The 19,125-nt window shown below is 62.2% G+C and carries 16 protein-coding genes; 7 read left to right on the forward strand and 9 right to left on the reverse strand.

All coding sequences use genetic code 11. The features are described from left to right. The first annotated feature begins 570 nt into the window (after positions 1-570). Positions 571-1,260, forward strand: coding sequence for an FkbM family methyltransferase (locus C8J47_RS12020; protein WP_183128690.1), 690 nt, complete (start codon positions 571-573; stop codon positions 1,258-1,260). Positions 1,261-1,845: 585 nt separating this feature from the next. Here the strand turns inward: C8J47_RS12020 and C8J47_RS18925 are convergent. Beyond that, a complete protein-coding gene (locus C8J47_RS18925; RefSeq protein ID WP_147454321.1) occupies positions 1,846-3,006 on the reverse strand; it encodes a M48 family metallopeptidase in 1,161 nt (386 codons plus the stop codon). Positions 3,007-3,262: 256 nt separating this feature from the next. Here C8J47_RS18925 and C8J47_RS12025 point away from each other — a divergent pair, with 256 nt between their 5' ends. Then, a complete protein-coding gene (locus C8J47_RS12025) occupies positions 3,263-3,493 on the forward strand; it encodes a hypothetical protein (RefSeq protein ID WP_121885893.1) in 231 nt (76 codons plus the stop codon). Continuing rightward, positions 3,494-3,709 (forward strand): hypothetical protein, encoded by a 216-nt coding sequence (locus C8J47_RS12030; protein WP_121885894.1) that lies wholly within the window; start codon positions 3,494-3,496, stop codon positions 3,707-3,709. It abuts the gene before it with no gap. A 176-nt stretch (positions 3,710-3,885) separates the two neighbouring features. Here the strand turns inward: C8J47_RS12030 and C8J47_RS12035 are convergent, their stop codons facing one another. Beyond that, positions 3,886-5,487, reverse strand: a complete 1,602-nt coding sequence (locus C8J47_RS12035) for a glycoside hydrolase family 43 protein (RefSeq protein ID WP_259467512.1) — start codon at positions 5,485-5,487, stop codon at positions 3,886-3,888. Then, the gene (locus C8J47_RS12040; protein ID WP_121885896.1) at positions 5,484-6,725 is read right to left on the reverse strand and encodes an MFS transporter; all 1,242 of its coding nucleotides are present in this window, start codon (positions 6,723-6,725) and stop codon (positions 5,484-5,486) included. Before C8J47_RS12040 ends, C8J47_RS12035 begins: the two co-directional genes overlap by 4 nt. A gap of 278 nt (positions 6,726-7,003) precedes the next feature. Here C8J47_RS12040 and C8J47_RS12045 point away from each other — a divergent pair, with 278 nt between their 5' ends. Then, on the forward strand, positions 7,004-8,053 hold the full coding sequence (locus C8J47_RS12045; RefSeq protein WP_121885897.1) for a LacI family DNA-binding transcriptional regulator: 1,050 nt from the start codon (positions 7,004-7,006) through the stop codon (positions 8,051-8,053). 19 nt (positions 8,054-8,072) lie between these two features. Here the strand turns inward: C8J47_RS12045 and C8J47_RS12050 are convergent, their stop codons facing one another. Next, the gene (locus C8J47_RS12050) at positions 8,073-9,110 is read right to left on the reverse strand and encodes a glycoside hydrolase family 43 protein (RefSeq protein WP_121886204.1); all 1,038 of its coding nucleotides are present in this window, start codon (positions 9,108-9,110) and stop codon (positions 8,073-8,075) included. 26 nt (positions 9,111-9,136) lie between these two features. Beyond that, positions 9,137-12,157, reverse strand: a complete 3,021-nt coding sequence (locus tag C8J47_RS12055) for a TonB-dependent siderophore receptor (RefSeq protein ID WP_259467513.1) — start codon at positions 12,155-12,157, stop codon at positions 9,137-9,139. 311 nt (positions 12,158-12,468) lie between these two features. On the opposite strand from C8J47_RS12055, the gene C8J47_RS12060 reads away from it, so the two are divergent. Genes C8J47_RS12060 through C8J47_RS12070 form a run of 3 tightly spaced genes read left to right on the forward strand, consistent with a single transcriptional unit; the run spans position 12,469 to position 15,094 of the window. Beyond that, positions 12,469-13,197 carry an NrtR DNA-binding winged helix domain-containing protein gene (locus C8J47_RS12060; RefSeq protein WP_121885899.1) on the forward strand — a complete coding sequence of 243 codons (729 nt, stop codon included), beginning with the start codon at positions 12,469-12,471 and terminating at the stop codon, positions 13,195-13,197. A gap of 5 nt (positions 13,198-13,202) precedes the next feature. Further along, positions 13,203-14,201, forward strand: coding sequence for an SPFH domain-containing protein (locus tag C8J47_RS12065; RefSeq protein ID WP_121885900.1), 999 nt, complete (start codon positions 13,203-13,205; stop codon positions 14,199-14,201). Beyond that, positions 14,201-15,094 carry an NAD(+)/NADH kinase gene (locus tag C8J47_RS12070; RefSeq protein WP_121885901.1) on the forward strand — a complete coding sequence of 298 codons (894 nt, stop codon included), beginning with the start codon at positions 14,201-14,203 and terminating at the stop codon, positions 15,092-15,094. The genes C8J47_RS12065 and C8J47_RS12070 overlap by 1 nt, the downstream gene beginning before the upstream one ends. Before the next feature lie 248 nt (positions 15,095-15,342). On the opposite strand, the gene C8J47_RS12075 is transcribed toward C8J47_RS12070, so the two are convergent. The 4 genes from C8J47_RS12075 to C8J47_RS12090 all read right to left on the reverse strand — a co-directional run bounded on the left by C8J47_RS12075 (position 15,343) and on the right by C8J47_RS12090 (position 19,098). Further along, complete coding sequence (locus tag C8J47_RS12075) at positions 15,343-16,047, reverse strand: hypothetical protein (RefSeq protein ID WP_121885902.1); 705 nt, start codon at positions 16,045-16,047, stop codon at positions 15,343-15,345. A gap of 345 nt (positions 16,048-16,392) precedes the next feature. Continuing rightward, entirely contained in the window at positions 16,393-17,289 is an 897-nt protein-coding gene (locus C8J47_RS12080; protein WP_121885903.1) for a DUF6999 family protein, read from the reverse strand. Next, positions 17,282-17,956 (reverse strand): iron-containing redox enzyme family protein, encoded by a 675-nt coding sequence (locus tag C8J47_RS12085; RefSeq protein WP_220683373.1) that lies wholly within the window; start codon positions 17,954-17,956, stop codon positions 17,282-17,284. Before C8J47_RS12085 ends, C8J47_RS12080 begins: the two co-directional genes overlap by 8 nt. Positions 17,957-17,958: 2 nt before the next feature. Next, the gene (locus C8J47_RS12090; protein ID WP_121885905.1) at positions 17,959-19,098 is read right to left on the reverse strand and encodes a 3-oxoacyl-[acyl-carrier-protein] synthase III C-terminal domain-containing protein; all 1,140 of its coding nucleotides are present in this window, start codon (positions 19,096-19,098) and stop codon (positions 17,959-17,961) included. Between the last annotated feature and the right edge of the window lie 27 nt (positions 19,099-19,125).

Below are 19,125 nucleotides of genomic sequence, written 5' to 3' on the forward strand. Positions count from 1 at the left end.
CGGGTTTAAACCCGACCGTTGCTTCACCCGCGCTCCTGCGCGACAACAACGGTCGGTCTCTGGTTGCAGTTGGATGAAAGGCGGGGGTCACGTCACCTCTCCGCCGTGTCGTTTGCTTTAAGGATAGGGAGACTTGACTCCTGCGCTTGCAATCCGCGGCTCAATGCTTGATCGGGTCAGGATTAGATCAGCCGATGCCCGCCCGGACAGTCCACCGAATGTGAAGCCCTGTTCTGCAGCCAGCAATTGGCGCCTCTCGCGCTATAGGCGGGTGTGCGGCGTCGATAGGCTTCATACCGTGATCGCCCGGTTGTTGCTCGGAAATTCAAAACCTTTAATTCGCGCCATAAAATTATTGGCATGGCTTGAATGTCAGAGCCGGTCATCTGATAAGCCGGTATGCCAAGACCAATCAGCCCGACCATTTTCGGACGAAAAGTTTCGTATTTGAGACATTTTCCTCAGATGCAGCGAGCTTTGCGGAGAAGATACCTTCATAATCGTGCTTTTGCACAATCTCTCGGCAACGAGATGGTACTTTGCCGGATGCTTGGGCAGTATAAGATATTTGTGGATCCGAACGATTGGAGTGTATCACCGCATATTATCGCGGATGGTATTTGGGAGCCTCGCGTCACCGAAATTGTTATAGACACTTTGAAAAAAGGTATGACCGCGATAGATGTAGGCGCAAATCTTGGCTATTTCTCGATGATCATGGCTGATAGATGCGGTGCTACCGGAAGAGTTGTTGCAATTGAACCTAACCCGGCAATGGCCCAGCGCATTGAGGCCACATGCATTTTAAACGGCGTTACGGATAGAGTAACGGTGCACACTTTCCCTGTCGCAGAGCGCGACGGTCGGGATGTTACGCTAATGATCCCATTAAACCATCCGGGAGGAGCCCAACTTACCGGCGCAATCGTCGCGAATTCGATGCGCATCGAATGCAGCACACGTCGATTGGACGGCATTCCTGGTGCTCTGGAAGCAAATTTTGTCAAAATCGACGCGGAAGGTTTTGAGGAGGCAATTTGGCAAGGCATGCGCCGGATGGTTGACGGCCAACATCTTCGTACCATGGTTGTCGAGTTTTCTCCTTCTGTGTACGCCGACGCCGGGCAATTTATCGATGAGATTACCAAAGCCGGCTTTGCAATTCATGACATCGAACACGGAATCGGCCGCCAGCCCATTGGGCGAGACGCTCTTATGAACGGTGAAGAACCCTTACGAATGCTCCTGCTTCGACGTTAGATTTGGCAACGTCGGCTGTGTTCGCTCTAGTGAGCGAAAGAAATAGCCGCCAACGACGTAATCTAGGTGATAGCGGAATGGCCGAGTTGGGAAAGAAAGCGGACGGGCAGCTGGCGGGACAATGCGCTGGTAAGCGGGCGCCGTGGCTTACCGACTTGTGAGCAGCCGTTTCCTATACAACGCGTCCGGAGCCTTGGCCGCTTCGATCCTGATACGACGATTTAACACCCTACCCTCAACGGACCACCTAATAGAAGCAGCCCGACCAGCACTTCTAAGAAATCCGGCAACCGGCCAGCCAGAAGTGCTGCTGCATAGATCAGCGCAAATAACGCGAACCATGTGAATGCTGTGGCATCAACGAGGAGTAGCGGTGTTCTGCCTTGATAGTGCTGTTGTGCAAATCGCCAAAACGCCGCCTTAATACTTCACCCATCTCTATTTCCGGCTAACCGTAACGTTGAATTTGCCAAAGCGCCACCTGCGCTGCGATCATCAACAATTGGGCGATATCGGAATGGCCGAGATGGGAAGCAGGATGGCGATTTAAAATGTTTCGCAAAAAGAGAGGCCGCATTAGCTGCTTCATTGATTATTGCGCCACTCTTTGACGGCAGATGAAAGCGAGCCTCCAAGGAAGCGCACATGACCGCTCGCCGCTTTCAAGAAAAGCGGATCTTTTACAGCCATTCGCAATACAGCCCTCTCAGGCAAGAAAGCGCGATTATCTGGCTGTAGTAATTGGAACAGGCCCGAAGCCGGAGGCTCGGTAAGAATCATAGTTGCAAAATCGATACCTAGTTGCTTAGTATCCTTCATGCACAGCAACGCATTTAATCTTGCCTGTCGAATTTGCGCAGCATTCTTCGCTGAGAATAAAGCCGGATTTAATGAGTTCACGATAGCTTTAGCTTCTTTTTCTCTGCCCACTCCATGCAAGGCGCAGGCTTGAATCCAAGAAAATTGGGCTTCGCTACCGGGCAATTTGATACTTTTGTTATATTGAGAGTTGATTTTTAAAAAATCATCTAGAGACTTTGTTATGTCTTCCAAAGCCCGCCTATAATTTCCGCTTCTTGCCAGATATTGCGATAGCGTCACTTGGTAATTTATACGTGCATCTGGGGGAGTTTTGTCATCTTTAATATATTGATCGAGTATATTGAAAACTTCGGCAGCATCACCATCCTCGAACAATATGCTTACCAGTCTTATATTTAGCACCATTCGATCATATTGACCATCTAACGTCGTCGGCGTCGATTGAATCTGCTGAGTCAGCATAGTGACGGCGTCTTTTCGGCGGCCGGACTGGTTAAGCACACGTGCATATTGAAGCTTAGCGGCTTGCAGCGCGCCCGAGTTTTCTTCCGTTTGACCCCTTAGGTCAGCATTTGGCAATCCGATGTCTGCCGCCGCTTTAGCGCGCAGTAGGACCTTGTCGCGAAGCACGACAAGATCTGACCCGGCCCATGTGAGCAAAGCAGGCCAACTAAAACTCAACCGTTCATCCGCGAGCACCGCAAGAGCGTCGCTGGGATTTTCAATTCGACGAACGAGTAAGACTTCGTCAGCAGAAACGCGGAGCGTTATAATCGCCAAATCTCCAACAATGTGAAACTCGGCCTCACCAGCCTTATCGCCCCAATTAACAGGGGCATGAACAAACGGTTCTGAAGGCATTACTTGCTGAGCCGACGCATTCGTGAGTGAAATCAGGTTGAAAGCCAACATCAACCCAATCATTCGGAACCTCATAGACGATAGATAACCGCTCCCCATTTAATTAACCCTATCGTTATTTGCGAATAAAAATCTACTTAGTTAGATGGCATCCGCAGGTTGTCCGGTTTGCTATGGTCGCCTCGAGCATCATCATCATTTTCGCTGACAGCAAAATATTAACGTGAAACAGCTCGGACGCCCAATCGGTTTGTCATGTTACCACGCTGAACGAACGGCTGATCCTAGGCAAGAGTCACATGGCTGTGAAAGGCAGCAAATGGCGAAACTGCCTGACGGCATGGGTCTTCAAAGACCCACTATCGGCCATCCAACGTACCCCGCCCGTCTCCCAACATCGGCGGCGCGGCCCGCCAACGACAAGCGGCTCGATGGCGACAATCCGTTCGGCGACACGCTGTTCACCGAGCGCAACTGGCAGATCCTCGACGAACTGAAGCGCGTCGCAGCGGAGATTAACGAGACGCCGGCGCGCGTCGCGCTGTCCTGAGTGGTCGGGCAGCCCGGCGTCGCATCGACGCTGATGGGCGTGAGCCGGACGGAGCAGGTAACCGACAATGTCGCCGCACTCGGCCTCACGCTGCCACCCGAGCACCGTGCTGCGCTCGATGCGGTGAGCGGTGGCAACCTGCCGTTTCTCGACGGCCTGTTCGCCCCTGCCGTGCGCAACCGGGTCGTCTTCGGCGGCAGCGATGTCCGAAGCTGAAACGTCATCCTGGAGCCGGCAGTCCGAGACGAGATCTGCGCCCGGTCGGCTCCAATCAGCAACCGCGTCCTCTGGCGCGTTACTTCAAGGTGCTACGATGGCACTACGGTAAGGGTTTCGCGGAGCGGGACAGGCCCAGAATATCGCAAGACGAGCTTGGACACGGCCGATCCCCGTCAGGCCGCCCCGTCCTCGACATACTGGAAAAACCGGAAATCGGCGGGGCGTGCGGTCCCGGCGAGATCCTGGCAGGCCATGCCGACAAAAGTTCCGGTGAAGTTCGGCAGACCGGGCAGCGTCGCCTCGTCCGACAGGAGGCTGGCATCGAATGTCTCCGGCAGCCACCGCCAATCGGCGGCGCCCATTGCCCGAAAGCCGAAGTTCAGCCGTTCTCGATCGACGCTCGCACGGAGTTCGATCGGTCCGGGCGGAAGCGCCACGGGCGACGTCAACGTACTTTGTCCCTCGCCGATCGGCAGGACGGACAGGATCTGAAGCTGACGCTCGCCCGCATCGCCCGCGGTGACATGCAGAAAGAGGTATTTGCTGCTGTTGTAATAGCAGATCAGCCCCGCCGCCTGCTGGAAATGCTCCGGATCGAAGTCCATCAGCGTGCGGACGTCGTAACGGAACGCCTGCGGTCGGCGCGCGACCAATGCCTGATGGAAGTGACTGCCGATCGTCTCGCGACCGAACAGGCGCAGATGGCCGGGTCGCTCGGTCAGGCTGAAGAGATAGTCGGGGTACGGCGTACGAAGCCATTGAAACGACTGCGGCAGCACCGGCAAATCGAAAACGTCCAGTGCGCGAACGGGAGTTTCGACGACCGTATCGGCGAGCGGCTCGGCACTGCGCAGCCAGCCATCGTCGTCCCAGCGCATCGGCCGGATCGCAGTCTCGCGCCCCAGCACGCACCGGTCGCTGTCGGGCAGCGGCCGGCCGCAAAGATACGCCATCCACGTCTGTCCATCGGCGGTTTCGACGAGATCACCGTGGCCAAGCCGTTGCAGCGGCGCGTCCGGGCTGTCGCGGGCGGTCAGGACGGGGCCATCGGGATGTACCGCATAAGGCCCGAAAAGATTACGCGAGCGCGCCATCACGACGGCGTGTCCGCGCCCCGTGCCGCCTTCTGCGACCAGCAGGTGATACCAGCCGTCGCGCTTGTAGAGATGTGGGCCTTCGGTAAAACCGAGCGCGGTGCCTTCGAAGATCATGCGGCGATCGCCGATCAGGCGGCCCGCTGCGAGATCCATCTCCTGCGCGAGGATACCCGCGAACCGCTGGCGATCGGGGCGGTGATCCCACAGCATGTTGAGCAACCAGCTACGGCCGTCGTCGTCATGAAACAGCGCGGGATCGAATCCGCTGCTGTTCAAATGCACGGGATCGGACCAGTCGCCGTCGATCCGATCACTCCAGACCCAGTAATTATGAAAATCACGGAGCGAGGCGCCCTTCGCTCCGTCGACGGTAGTGCGGCCGTAGCGCTTCACATCGGTGTAGATCAGATGGAAGCGGCCCTCCTTGTAGCTGATGTCGGGCGCCCAGACGCCGCAGGAATCGGGATCGCCGCGCATGTCGAGTTGCGTTGGTCTGGACAGCGGCCGACCGACCAGCCGCCAGTCCGTCAGGTCGCGGCTGTGATGGATCTGTACGCCCGGAAACCATTCGAACGTGGACGTCGCGATGTAATAATCGGCTCCGACGCGCACGATCGAGGGATCGGGGTTGAACCCGCGCAGGATGGGGTTGGCCGGTGTCATACGATGTGAAGTCATGCGGTCTTTCGCACCATGGTCCAGAGCAGGACTGCGCCGACGATATCGAGCAGGCCCAGCAATATGAAGAAAGGCTGATACCCGACCTGGTCGACGAGCGCGCCCAGCGTCAGCGTGAAGATCAGAACACCAAGATTGGCCGCGGTTCCCGATATGCCGGTCGTCGTCGCTACCTGGTCCTGTGGGAACAGGTCGGAACACAAGGTGATGACGGTGACCGACAGCGTCTGATGCGCGAACCCGCCCAGACACAACAGCGCGATCGCGGCGATCGGGCTCGTGACGCTGCCGACGAACATCATGCCGGTCATCATCACTGCGCCCAGCGTGAAGGCGCTGCGCCGCGCATCGATCAACTGTACGCCGCGGCGTTGCAGGAAGGCGACTACGGCGGGGCCGAACAGGCATCCCAGATCCGCTGCGAGGAAAGGCAGCCAGGCGAACAGCGCGATCTGCCCGAGATCGAAATGGCGCGCCTGCACCAGGTATAGCGGCATCCACAGCGACAGCATGCCCCAGACCGGATCCGCCAGGAACCGCGCAGCGGCGATCGCCCACAGGTTGCGGCGGCGGAGCAATTCACCAAGCGGCGGTCGACGCCGACGCTTCACCAGTTCGGCTTCCTGTCCCTCGACGATCAGCGTGCGTTCGCCATCCGACAGCGCGCGGTGCCGCCCGGGTGGCGCATACCAGAATAGCCAGAGGACGACCCATGCCAGCCCCAGTCCGCCAGCGACGAAGAACGCCGCCCGCCAGCTGTGATTGAACACCGCCCAGGCCACCAGAGGTGGCGCGAAGACCGCGCCGAACGAGGCGCCGATCTGATAAAGGCCGCCAGCGATCCCCCGTTCGCGTGCCGGAAACCATTCCGCCACGAGCTTCATGCCGGCCGGCTGCGCGGATCCCTCGACCAACCCCAACGCACCGCGCAGACCGGCGAACCCCATCCACCCGCTCGCAAACCCGTGTCCCAGCGTGATGAGCGACCAGATCGAAACGAACAGCGTGAAGCCGATCTTCAGCCCGATCAGATCGAGCAGATAGCCTGCCACCGGCTGAAACATGATGCCGAACTGGAATGCGCCGGTGATCCAGGAATATTGCTCGGACGAGATGTGCTGCTCGGTCATGATCGCCGGCGCTGCGACACCCAGGATGCTGCGGGTTAGATAGTTGATGACCATCGCGCCGACGAACACCGCTATGATCGTCCAGCGGATATAGGGAAATCGCTTCATCCGCCTGCCCTGCCTGGTAACGCTAACATCATACGATCGGCCTTTGCTATGAGTGTAGGCAACCCGTCGCAACGGTAAAGTTCGTGGCGGTCCGATACGCTGCCGTGCGTCGCTCGCATGGTGATCCGGACGACAATCCGGCGGGTGGCGCGGATATCCATTGACCCCCAACCTGCCGACGATGCACGTCGGGGCATGACGACGAGTTCCGAAGCCGAAACCCCGTATACAGCCAAGACGATTGGCACCCCTAAGTCGGCGGCTGGGTAGAGATACGCATGCAGCGCTCTCCCTCTCGGCCTCGCGGGGCGACCGTCATCGATGTCGCCAAACGGGCCAATGTATCGCCGATGACCGTGTCGCGGGTCATCAACGGCGACGCAGGCGTGCGTGCCGAGACCCGCGCGCTGGTTACCGATGCGATCGCCGAACTCAACTACACGCCCAATTTGACGGCGCGCAATCTGGTCACCTCGCGCGAGGTCCGGATCGGCGTGATCTATTCCAACCCCAGCGCCGCGTTCATGAGCGACCTGCTCGCCGGTGTGTTCGAGGAAGCCTCGATCCACGCCGCGCAGCTCATCCTGTTGAAGGGCGAGAACGGCAAGCCACCGACCCGATCCGCGGTCGAGGGGCTCATCGCATCGCGGATCGGTGGCATGATCCTGGCGCCGCCGCTCGGTGAGTCCGAGATCATCCGCGCGATCGTCGCGGACGCGAACCTGCCGCTCGCGATCGTCGGCGGCGTTGCACCCGGCGCGATCTGCGTCGGCATCGACAACCACCGGGCGGCCTACGACATGACCCGCCATCTGATCGGGCTCGGCCATCGCCATCTGGGCTTCGTGCTGGGCAATCTCGACCAGTCCGCCGCGACCGAGCGCCTGGCCGGATTCCAGGCTGCGATACAGGGGGACGGCGCACTCGAAACGCAGATCGTCCAAGGCGATTTCAGCTACGCCTCCGGTCTGATCGCCGGCGAGACATTGCTGGCCGGGTCGCGACCGCCCACGGCCGTGTTCGCGAGCAACGACGACATGGCCGCGGCGGTAGTCTCCGTCGCGCACCGCCGCCACCTCGATGTGCCCAGCGACCTGACCGTCGTCGGGTTCGACGACAGCACGGCCGCGATCACGCTCTGGCCGCCGCTGACGACGATACGCCAACCGGTCCGCGCGCTGGCTGCGGAGGCGCTGCAACGACTCATCCAGGCGATGCGCCAGGACGGGGACACCGGGAGGGCTACGGCCAAGTCTCACGTCCTCGACCATGTGCTCGTCGAACGGGAATCGACCGCCCCTCCGCGCGCGATCACCCAGACGATTTGAGCGTCCCCGGTACGGCGGGTCAGCCCGCACCGCCTGCCGATCTCGATACCGAACCAGAAACACCAGCGTCGGTCTGAACCACGGGAACCATCGCGCCGTCGGGATTGTAGCGAAGATGCTCCACGGTAACCGCGCGGCGCCCGATCGCGCCGTTCAGTTCGCCGATCGCAAGCGACGCGTTGTGCAGGAACAGATACCAGTTACCCCTGAACTGCGCGATGCCCGGATGGATCGTGAAACTGTACTTGCCCGACCCCGTTAGCAGTCCACGATAGGTCCAAGGTCCGGCCGGCGACGGCGCGGTCGCATAGGAGACGTGCTCGTCGCGCTGCGTCGCACGATCCAGCGACGCGTAGGTCAGGTAATACAGCTTTCCCCGTTTGTGCAGCCAGGGCCCCTCTTCGAAATGCGGCGGCGTGATCTCATGGATCGGACCGTCGATCTCGATCATGTTAGGCTTCAGCTTGGCGATGTAGCATTGCCGGTTGCCCCACGCGATCCAGGTCGTCCCGTCGTCGTCGGTCAGGACGGTGGGATCGATATCCTCCCAACTATGCGTCCCCTTCGGCGTCATGGCATTGGTGATCAGCGCCGATCCCTTGGCATCGACGAAGGGACCGGTCGGCGTGTCCGATACCGCGACCGCGATCGCCTTGCCCGGATGCGTCTGGTCGTGTTCGACGGCCGCGTAGAACCAGTATTTGCCGTTCTTGGCGATCGCCTGTGACGCCCATGCGTCCTTCTTGGCCCATTTGAAGTCGGCAACGTTCATGATCGCGCCGTGATCCGTCCACGTCTTCATGTCGGTGGTCGAATAGACCAGCCATTCGCGCATGTTGAACATCTCGTCGCGTTGCGCTTCGTCATGCCCGACATAGAGATACAGCGTATTACCGACGACCAGCGGCGCCGGATCGGCCGTGAACTTGTCCCGAATGATCGGGTTGCCGCCGCGGACGGCGGCGGCTGGCTCCGGGCCAGGAGCCGCCCCGATCGGCGAGCCCCCGATCGTCAGAGCCGCGAGCGTGACGACGAGACAGACGCGAACTCGGCGCATGATCGACGTTCCCGATCGATCCTGCATCACATGCTGAACCGGACGCCGACGCGGAACGTCCGGCCATAGACGTCGTACAGCTGAGGATTGACGAAATACGGGGACCTCGCCGGATCCTTGTCGAACACGTTGTCGACCTTGAAATAGCCGGTCACCTGCTTGGTAAGGTTATACGTGCCGCCGACGTCCATGTAGAACGCGCCCGGTATGATATTCCGGTCGATCGTAGGGTGGTTGTTTGTCGATGCCGGGCAATTGCCGGGCGAACACTGAACATATTGATGTCCAAGCACGCCGTCGCTGAACCAGCGCTCCTGCAGCAACAGCGAGAAGTCGTCATTGGCATAGGTCTGCGTCGCCAGCCATTTCCAGTCGGGCGTGCTGCCGATGTTGACGCCGGCCGTATCGTTGGGGATCGTTCCGGGCAGCCCCGTATCGGTCACGAACTTGCGGATATTGGTCGCCAGCGCGCGCAGCGTGAAGCTGCCCGGCAAGCCAAGCGGACGCCGCCAGCGATAGCTCGCCTCGATATCCAGGCCCTCGGTGTCGATCGATGCGAGGTTGAACGCCTGGACGTTGATGAAATTGGGCCCTGCCGGGTTGTTGAGATTGAATGCACCGCAGCTTTCCGGAAGGATGTTCTGGAAACACAGGTTGACGATATCCGCCGCGCCGAGGCTGGAGATCACGTCCTTGATCTTGATATGGTAGTAGTCGACGGACAGGCTGAGACCTGGCAGCCATGACGATCCGGAAAACGCGATGCCCGCCGTGGTGTTACGCGCGATCTCGGGTGTGAGGGCGGTGTTGCCAATCGTGTTCTGGATCGCGAGCACGTTGACGTTGCGGAACGGATCGAAAAATCCCGGCAGCGTCGTCGTCACCGGAGCCGCGAACAACTCCGACAAGTTCGGCGCACGGACATCGCGAGAGGTCACGCCGCGTAAGCGCAGGCCATCCACCGGCAGGTCCCAGGTTCCACCGATCTTCCACGCCCAGACGGTGCCCGACGTGGTGTAGTCGGTCGCGCGGATCGCGCCGTTTATCGTCGCGCGTCCGGTCCCCTTTGAATTGAGGATCGGCACGTCGGTTTCGACGAACGCTTCCTTGACGCTGTAGGCACCGCTGCCATTCTTGTAATTGCCGGCATACCAGTTGTTGCCTCCGGCGAGCAGCGTGGCATCGGCGGGATAGTCGGGCGTGTTCGGCGTAGCGCCGGTGCCCGCGCCGTATGGATCGGCTCGCACGGTATAGAATTCATGCCGGAACTCGCTGCCGAAGGCGAACGAGACGGGCCCCGCCCAAAGACTGAATGGAGAACCGGAGAAATTGACGCTGACCACGTCCTGCGTCTGGCGGGTTCGCTGGTACGGGCCTTTGTCGGGCATGATGTAGCCGAGCGCCCCCTGCGACGGATTGCCGCCGAATATGTTGAGCGGCTGACACCCGTTCGCGCGCGCGATAGGATCGGCACACACGATCGCCCCGTTCATGGTCGTCGCGTTGATCGCTTGGTTGAAGCGGTTCGACAGCAGCACGTTGTTGACGTCGATATTGGAATAGTTCGTGCCATGTTCGTAATACATGTCGTAGGTCCAGTCGGACCCGGCGACGGACTGACGCCCCTTGGCGCCGGCGACGAACCGATACTGGCGACGATCGGTATAGACCTGCGTGTTGCCCAAGGCGGCGTTGCTCGTGCCGTATTGGAAGTTCGTGATCCCCGCCGTGGTGCAGGCGGCCTGGACCGAGGCGGGTACGAACGGATTGGCGCACTGGATCGTCAGGTTCGGACGGTTCTGGCCGCCGACCGGCTGGTTGTTGGTCTTCACCTGACCGATATTGGCAGTGAAATAGATCTCGTTGTCGGGCGCCCAGTCGAAGCCGATCCGACCGTAATTGTTCACCCGCTGAAGCCGCGACTGGAGCGAGCGCCCGGCATCGACGTTGCCGGACAGGTCGCCGCCGATACAGAAGCCGGGCAGGCAACCATTGACGTTCCCTGCCGCGTCGCGCGCCGGGGTGCCGTTCGAGCCATATTGAAACTGAAACGGGTTTCCGGCCTGATCGAACGCGGTTCCCTGCAGTGGCCCCGCCGTGATCAGTCCGAACTTGGTATAGTTGTAGGGCTGAGCGAAATCCCGGAACTGATATTGCGGCGATCCGTCGTTCAGGACGTTGCGGTTGATCAAGGTCGATTGCCGGAACCAGTCGCGTCCGCCGGACAGTTCGGTGCCGAAGTCTCCGCCGCCGATGCCATTCTCATGCGCGTATTCGGTACTGGCGACGATGTGCAGGCGATCATCGAGCAAGCTCGTTCCAGCGGCGAGCTGGAGAAGGACCTGTTCGTTGTCGCCGTAGGTGGTGATGCCCCCCTGGACGTTGCCCTTGATGCCCTTGAACCGGGTATCGGTGATGAAATTGACGACCCCGCCGACCGCATCCGATCCGTAGGAGGCCGAGGCACCGCCGTTGACGACATCGACGCGCTTGATGAGAAGCTGCGGGAACAGGCTTACGTCGGGCACGCCGGTGACGTTGGCACCAACGACGCGCTGACCATCGATCAGCGTCAGCGTGCGTATCGCGCCGACGCCGCGCAGCGAGAAGGAACTGAGCCCCTGCGTGCCGCTCGACGTGCTGAACGTACCGGTGCTCGTGCCCGTCGATCCCTGCAACGACGGCAATTGGGCGATCGTGGTGAAGACGTTTGGTTGCGCGTTGGCGGCAATGGCGTTGGCGTCGATCACTGTCGTCGGCGTTGGCGCGGTGAAACCGCCGGTCGTGATCCGCGATCCGGTGACGACGATGTCTGCCGAAGACGCCGGTTCGGCCGTGGCAGGATCCGACGCTGCAGGAGCGATTTGCTGAGGAACCGCCGTCGTGACAGTGCCGTCGGGCGCCACGGGGGACGGCGCGGCAGACCCGCCCTGCGCTTGTGCCCATGCTGGCATAGACAGCATGCATGCGGCCATCGCCATAAGGCTGGTGGCGCCAATCTGCCGTCCGCGTGCGCGCAACGTCCTCGACCCGATTGCCATCGTCATCCCCCCATTATCGTCCAGCTTTAGTCTGGTAACGTTACCACGCCTTTTTCCTCCTTTGCGCAGCCCTGTCAATAGTCCAACAAAACAGGGCCAGCGCTGTGCTCTATTTTAGCTTGTGGGTGCACCCCTCGAAGTCCGCACGACTCGTCAAGTGCCGAACCCGAAACGGATATGATCGCTCGGCTATCTCGATCGCTGCGATCGTGCAGGAAATGGGGTCTCCCGCGAACCATCGCGCTGCAGATGCAATAACGATTGACATATATTCACATCGCATATTACTAATGCGCCGGAAGGATATATGGGGTCACATGAACGAGGTCGAGTTCTTCGATGGATATGATCCACATCGGTACGAGCGACCGTCGGTCGCCGTCGATCTGATCCTGGTCAGCGTCCTCAATGGCAGGCCCGCAGCATTGCTCTTGCAGCGGTCCGAACATCCCTGCATGGGCGCGTGGTCGCTGCCCGGTGGGTTCGTCCGCATCGACGAGAGTCTCGATGCCGCTGCACACCGTGTACTCGCGACGAAAGTGCGGATGGCGGACGCGTATGTCGAGCAGCTCTACACGTTCGGCACGGTCGACCGCGACCCCCGCACTCGGGTGATCAGCGTGGCGTATTTCGCGCTACTTCCGCCCGATCACTTCGCCGCCGCACTGAAGGCCGCGCCCGACCTGACGCTGGCCGAACTCGTCGTCCCGTGGTCCGGCGAGACCGGTGGCCCGGTCGCGGCACGGTCGCAGGACGGCGACGCGCTGCCATTGGCGTTCGACCATGCCGACATGCTTGGGCTCGCGATGCTGCGGCTGCGCGGCAAGCTCGACTATTCGGATGTCGCCTACGCGCTCTTGCCCGAACGCTTCACGCTGCGGGCGCTGCAGGACGTCCACGAAACGATCCTCGGGCGACCGCTCAACAAGCCCGCCTTTCGCCGCCGCATGCTCGCCACGAACACGCTGGTGGCAACCGGCGAACGCGAGACCGGTGCCTCGTTCCGTCCCGCCGAACTTTTCCGTCATCATTCGATACAGGAGTAACCGTCATGGCCTCGATCAAGAACCTCGGCTTCGTGGCCCAATTGCGCAGCGATGCGAGCAACCACGTGATCCGCTACCGCAGCGGCAAGGTGAAGCAGAGCGGCCGCGGGCTCGTCTTCTGGTTCCGCCCGGAGACCGCCAGCATCGCCGAACTGCCGATGGACGACCGTGAGATGGCGGTATTCGTGAAGGGCCGCAGCCAGGATTTCCAGAGCGTAGCGATCCAGGGAACTCTGACTTGGCACGTCGCCGATCCCGAACTGCTCGCCTCGCGCGTCGACTTCAGCCTCGGCCTGCTTACCGGTGCCTACAAGAGCGAACCGATCCAGCGGATCGAGACCCGGCTGGCCGGGCTCGTCAACCAGGCAGCGCTGCAATATCTCGCGCAGGGCTCGGTGCGGGCGCTGCTCGATGCCGGTCCCGAGCCGCTGCGCCACCAGCTCGAGGCTGCGCTCGCCAACGATCCCGCGCTGAACGAAATCGGCATCGCGGTTACCGCGGTCCGCCTGACGAACCTCGCGCCGTCGAGCGAACTCGAACGCGCGCTCCAGACCCCGACCTTCGAGGCGCTCCAGCAAAAGGCCGATCAGGCGACGTTCGAACGCCGCGCGCTCGCGGTCGAGAAGGAGCGTGCGATCGCCGAGAACGAGCTCGCCAACCGCACTGAGCTTGCACGCCGCGAGATGCTGCTCATCACACAGGAGGCCGAGAACGCACGCAACCGCGCAACCGGTCTGGCCGAGGCGCAGCAGGTCGAGGCGGGGGCGGAAGCCGAGCGTATCCGCACGGTCGAAAGCGCCAAGGCGGAAGCGGAACAGGCGCGGATGACGATCTATCGCGACCTGCCGCCGGGGGTTATGCTCGGGCTCGCCGCGCGCGAGTTGGCGGGCAAGCTCGACACGATCGAGCATCTGAACATCACGCCCGACCTGCTCGCGACCGTGCTCGGCGAATTCCGCAATGCCTCGGCTGCCCCGGCGGCGCAGACTGCGCTGCCCCGCTGATGGCGACCAACGCCCCGCGCGCGGTCTTCGTCACGCGCGAGACCGACTATGACCTCCTGCTCGCGCGGCACGCGACGCGTGGGCAGGCGAAGTTCTTTCTGGAGACGCGGGGCCAGGACATCGACGCAATCGAGGATCGGCACCGCCGCTTCCATGCCACGCTACAAAAGGCCCGTTCGCTCGTCCCCGACGACTGGCGCCAGGCCAGTGTCGCTCGTGCCGATCTCGATCGATTCCTGTTCGGCCCGGAGGACGTGATCGTCGCGGTCGGGCAGGACGGGCTGGTCGCCAACGTCGCCAAGTATCTCGACGGGCAGCCCGTGCTCGGACTCAACCCCGCTCCCGATCTGTATGACGGCGTCCTGGTGCGCGTGCCGCTCGCGCGCCTGTCCGCGTTGCTGCCTGCGAGCGTTGCGGGTGCAGCGCCTGCCGAGCAGCGGACGATGGTCGAGGCGCGACTGGATACCGGCGAACGGCTATTGGCGCTGAACGAGGTGTTCGTCGGTCACCGCAGCCACCAGTCCGCGCGCTACCGGATCACGTGCGGCGACCAGGCCGAGGACCATTCGTCGAGTGGGCTGATCGTTGCGTCGGGGACCGGCGCCACGGGCTGGGCACGCTCGATCATGGAGGCCACGCATGCCGCTCTCCCGCTTGATCCTCAGGAGCGCGCGGTCGGCTTCTTCGTGCGCGAGCCCTTCCCCAGCGTGGCGACCGCGACCTCGCTTCGCGCCGGCAAGCTCACCGGTTCGCCGCTCGCGGTCACCTCGCGAATGAACGACGGCGGGGTGATCTTCGCGGATGGCGTCGAACAGGATTTCTTCGCCTTCGACTGGGGCCGCGGCGTCACCATCGCCCCCGCCACCCGCACCCTCCATCTCATCACCGGTTGACGGCGCGCCGTAGCTGCTGGCGACGTCGCGATCCGGAACGAGCCGCGGCACACCGCCGAAGCCAGACAGCCGCAGACGGCGAGCGTCCACACCGTATCGCCGAACGACAAGGCTCGCCCGATCGGCACTCCTTGCCTTCAACGAAGGTAAGGAGGGCAAGCCGGGTTTTGCCGAAGACGACGGCAACAGCAGCCGCTCGCTGCGGCGGCGCCGCGGCCCCTATCTGGTGGGTACGCGACATCGAGCGATCATCGCGGACGATAGGCGTCAAGTCGTATCGGGTGCCTCGGGTCTGCACGCGTGACCTTTCGCCCGTCGGAGACCAATGCCTGAGCATTCGGTCCAGCGTCGCTATTCAGGCGTAATGATTCGAAGATACGGTTCTGCCACACGAACGACCGCAGCGCCGTATCGAAACGGAACGTGGTGAAGTCCGTCCAGTGTTGGCCGCACGCGACCCCGCTCTCGAGCGTGAAATAACGGCCCTTGATCGCGACATGGCCGGCGTCTTCGACCGGGTCGCATTGTCCGCCTTCATCGCGCCGCGGCACGATGCGGTCGTTACGGTCGATCAGCTTGGCGACGCCGCCCGAAAGGCGATAGACCAGCAATGGACGAGCGGGCGCTTTTCGCACCGCCGCCCCCGGCTGTCCGCCTTCGTCAGGCCGTGCGACGACAACGATGCAGATCGGCTGCGGTGGGTCCAAAGTACGACTGCAGGACGCCACGCGTACGATATATCCGGCAGGCAGCTTGGCCTTGACCGCATTGGGAAGCGCAACCGGTTCCCACGCGGCGGCCGGAGCGGCCCCCGTGGCAAGCAGCAGCGCAGCGGCAAGGCGCAAACGAACGCTCACGCGCGACACGCCGGTCGTCGAAGCGCAGTCCGGATCGGGCAGGAAGGTGAGAGATGGGGTTTGGGCCATGGCATCGATCATGCCGGAGAAATCCATCGAACCAAAGCCGATATTTGTAGCGGCGCCAGTCGGCAATCTGATGCCATGTTGCTAACGGTGCCGGCGCATCGCAGGCCATTTGCGGGATTGCCGCAGCGTCGATACGAGCAGGGCGGACTGCCCTGCTCGGGCAGCAGCCGGGATAACGAAGACCGCCAACCAGCCGTTCATCTGGATCGGCGGGTGCCGTCGGTGCACCCTGTCACCGAGGTTGAGCGCCGCCCGCGAAGGGGACAGCGGGGCGATGATGATCGTCTGTTCGAGTTGGGGCGAGAGCGTTGCCGAACGGACCTGCCGCCGTGGGTATTTTACCGTTTCCCCGGCACGCGGAAGCTCGGAGCCTTATGGAGCGGTGGTCGCAGGCGGCATCGGCTGATCGCGCTGGCGCGCTTTGAGTTCACGCAGAAAGCCGTGAAGCACCTCGGTCGACAGTCCGTGCATCACGAGCCGGAAACCGGCACCCAACGTCGAGAAGGGCACAAGCGGGTGGCGATTGTTGATCATCGCCAGATGCTTTTCCTCCCCCGTCAGCCGCGCCACGTAGAGCCCGATCGTCTCGTCGAGCTGCAGCGAATTGGCGGCACGCCAGAAATCGCGATCGGTCAGCAGCATCGCGTAGGCCGGCGTGTAAAGCTCGATCGCGGTTTGCAGATCGACGACGTTGAGGCGGCCGTTGGGCAACGGATCGAGCACGATCTCGTCAGTGATCGCGGAAAAATCAATCCTGTCGACGCGCGCGACGCTGGTGCCGCGCCGCTCTAGCTCACGGTTGAGGCCGATCAGATAATTATAGATGTTAAGATCGTGATTGAGGAACAGGTCCTCGCGCACATCGTCGATCCGGCGCGGCGTCATGGGTTTCAGCGGCGGATGGAAGCCGGGCGTGGCATTGTCCGAGATGAACCGCAGGACCTGCGCACCAAGGTGGAAGTGACGCAGGATCAGCAGATTGGCGTCGCGCGACAGGAAATGCTTCATGCCCAGTGCGATCGACCGGTGCAGGAACCTGGGCGCATGGGGCCAGCGCGGGCTGATCGTGTGGACCAGCTGCGCGAGGATGATCGTCAGCCGCGCGAACGGCCGCACCAGCGGAAGCAGGAACTGGCGACAGCGCGAGGATTGGTCCCGGATCAAGGCCGCCTTGGCTATAGGCTCGAACGGCAGCGAGCGGTCCAGCGCCAGCGCCAGCCATGGGTCGGGATCGTTCGGATCATGGCCGGGGACGGCATACTCAGCCATTGTCCAGTTCCTCGAGCTGGAGCCGGTACAGCCGCGCCACGATTTGCGCATGGCGGACGATCGCCGCGGATGCCGCCTCGCCGCCAGACTCCACCGCCAACGTCAGAGCGTGGTCGAACTCGGCCATATGCGCGACGTCGTTCTCGCCATGATACCGCAGGAACGTCAGCGCATCGGGCGCGAGGTCGAGCTGTGCGGCAAGCTTGTCCGCCCACGGTCCGGCCAGACGATTGCCCAGGCTTTCGATGATGAACATCGCGCCCAGAAGACCGACCGGGTCGGGTTGCGATGCCGCCTGATACATGAACGCGCTCAGTGCCTCGGTCCCGATATTCTTGGGCGCCGACCGGATCTCCTCGAGCGTGCCACCGGCGACCACGTAATTCTGTTCGAGCAGGCGATAATCGCGATGCTCGGCGGCGGCATGGGTGATGAACATCGCCCGCAGGTCCTCGTGCGCCGGACCGAAGCTGGACGCGGCGCGACTGATCCAGCGGCCACCCTCCACCACCTGTTGACGCAGGTTGCGCAGCAGGCTGCGATACTCCTCGAGGCGCAGGCGCCCACCGGTCAGACGCGCGATCACCGGCACCTGGATCAGCGCGCTTTCGAATTCTATCCATACGCGCGCAAGGCCGCGGTTGCTCGCCTCGATCTGGTCGGTCATGCTCATCTTTCCCCCTCCACCACGGTCAACGCCGCATACGCCATCACGCACTGGCCGCTTTCGGGTACGGCGCACAGGATTCGTTGACCGGGTACGAGTCGCCCCGAGCGCATCAGGTCGTCGAGCAACAGGAACAACGCCGCCGCGCCGACATTGCCCTTGTCGTAGAGGTTGGTGAACCACCGGTCCTCGGGAATCATGCACCCTGCCCGCTCGGCCAGCCGGACCATCTCCTCGCGCAACGAATGCGCGGAGAAATGGCACAGGAACCAATCGACCTTACCCGTGTCGACCTTGCCTTCGTCGACCAGCCGCATCAATTCGCCCAGCCATACCGGCAGCATCCGGTGCAGTGTGTCGACATCCTGTCGCAACTGAAACGCGCCGGCGCGCGCGGCGGCCTCGGCGCCATCGTGCAGGCTCCACGGCAGGACCGCGCCGCCCGGGCCGGGCGCGCTGCCACCGGTCATGCACGGGCCGAAACGATCGGCGAAGGAGCGCACCGATATCCAGTCGATGCGTAGCGACAGGCCGCTCTGTGCCGGCCGGTCCTCGACGACCAGCGCAGCCGCGCCGTCGCTCAAGGTCCAGCGCAGGAATTCGGCGTCGGCAGGCAGCGTGCCGTCTTCGCCCAGCGTAGCGGTACCGCGATATTGGCCGGGGCGAAAATAGCGGCTGGCAAATTCGGCACCGACGGCAATACCGGCGCGGTGCTCGCCCGCACGGATCTGCAGCGCGGTCGATTTCAGTGCCATCATCGCGCTTGCGCAAACGCTCTGCAGGCTCGCGATTTCCAGCGGCGGCAGACCCGACGCGACGTGGACCCCGCTTGCCAGCCCGGGCACCAGGAGATCGTTCTGCGTCGTCGCGGTAGCGAGATAGCCGATCTCCCGCCGGTCGATCTCCGCATCCGCCAGCAGCGCGCGAACCGCCTCCGCAGCAAGAGTCGCCAGCGTCCAGTCGGTGGTCCCGTCGGGCCGGATCGCATAATGGCGGGTGCGAATGCGGTTCTGCCGCAGAACCAGCCGTCCCAGGCGATCCGATTGTGGGGACAGGTGGCCGATATGATCGCCCATCGCCGCGTTGCTGATCGGGGGCCCAGGCAGGAACTGGGCCGTGCGAGTGATGAAGGCGTCGCGCATTACGTCACCATGGCGCGGTCGCTTATC

Source organism: Sphingomonas sp. PP-F2F-G114-C0414 (assembly GCF_003688595.1).
GTDB lineage: Bacteria > Pseudomonadota > Alphaproteobacteria > Sphingomonadales > Sphingomonadaceae > Sphingomonas.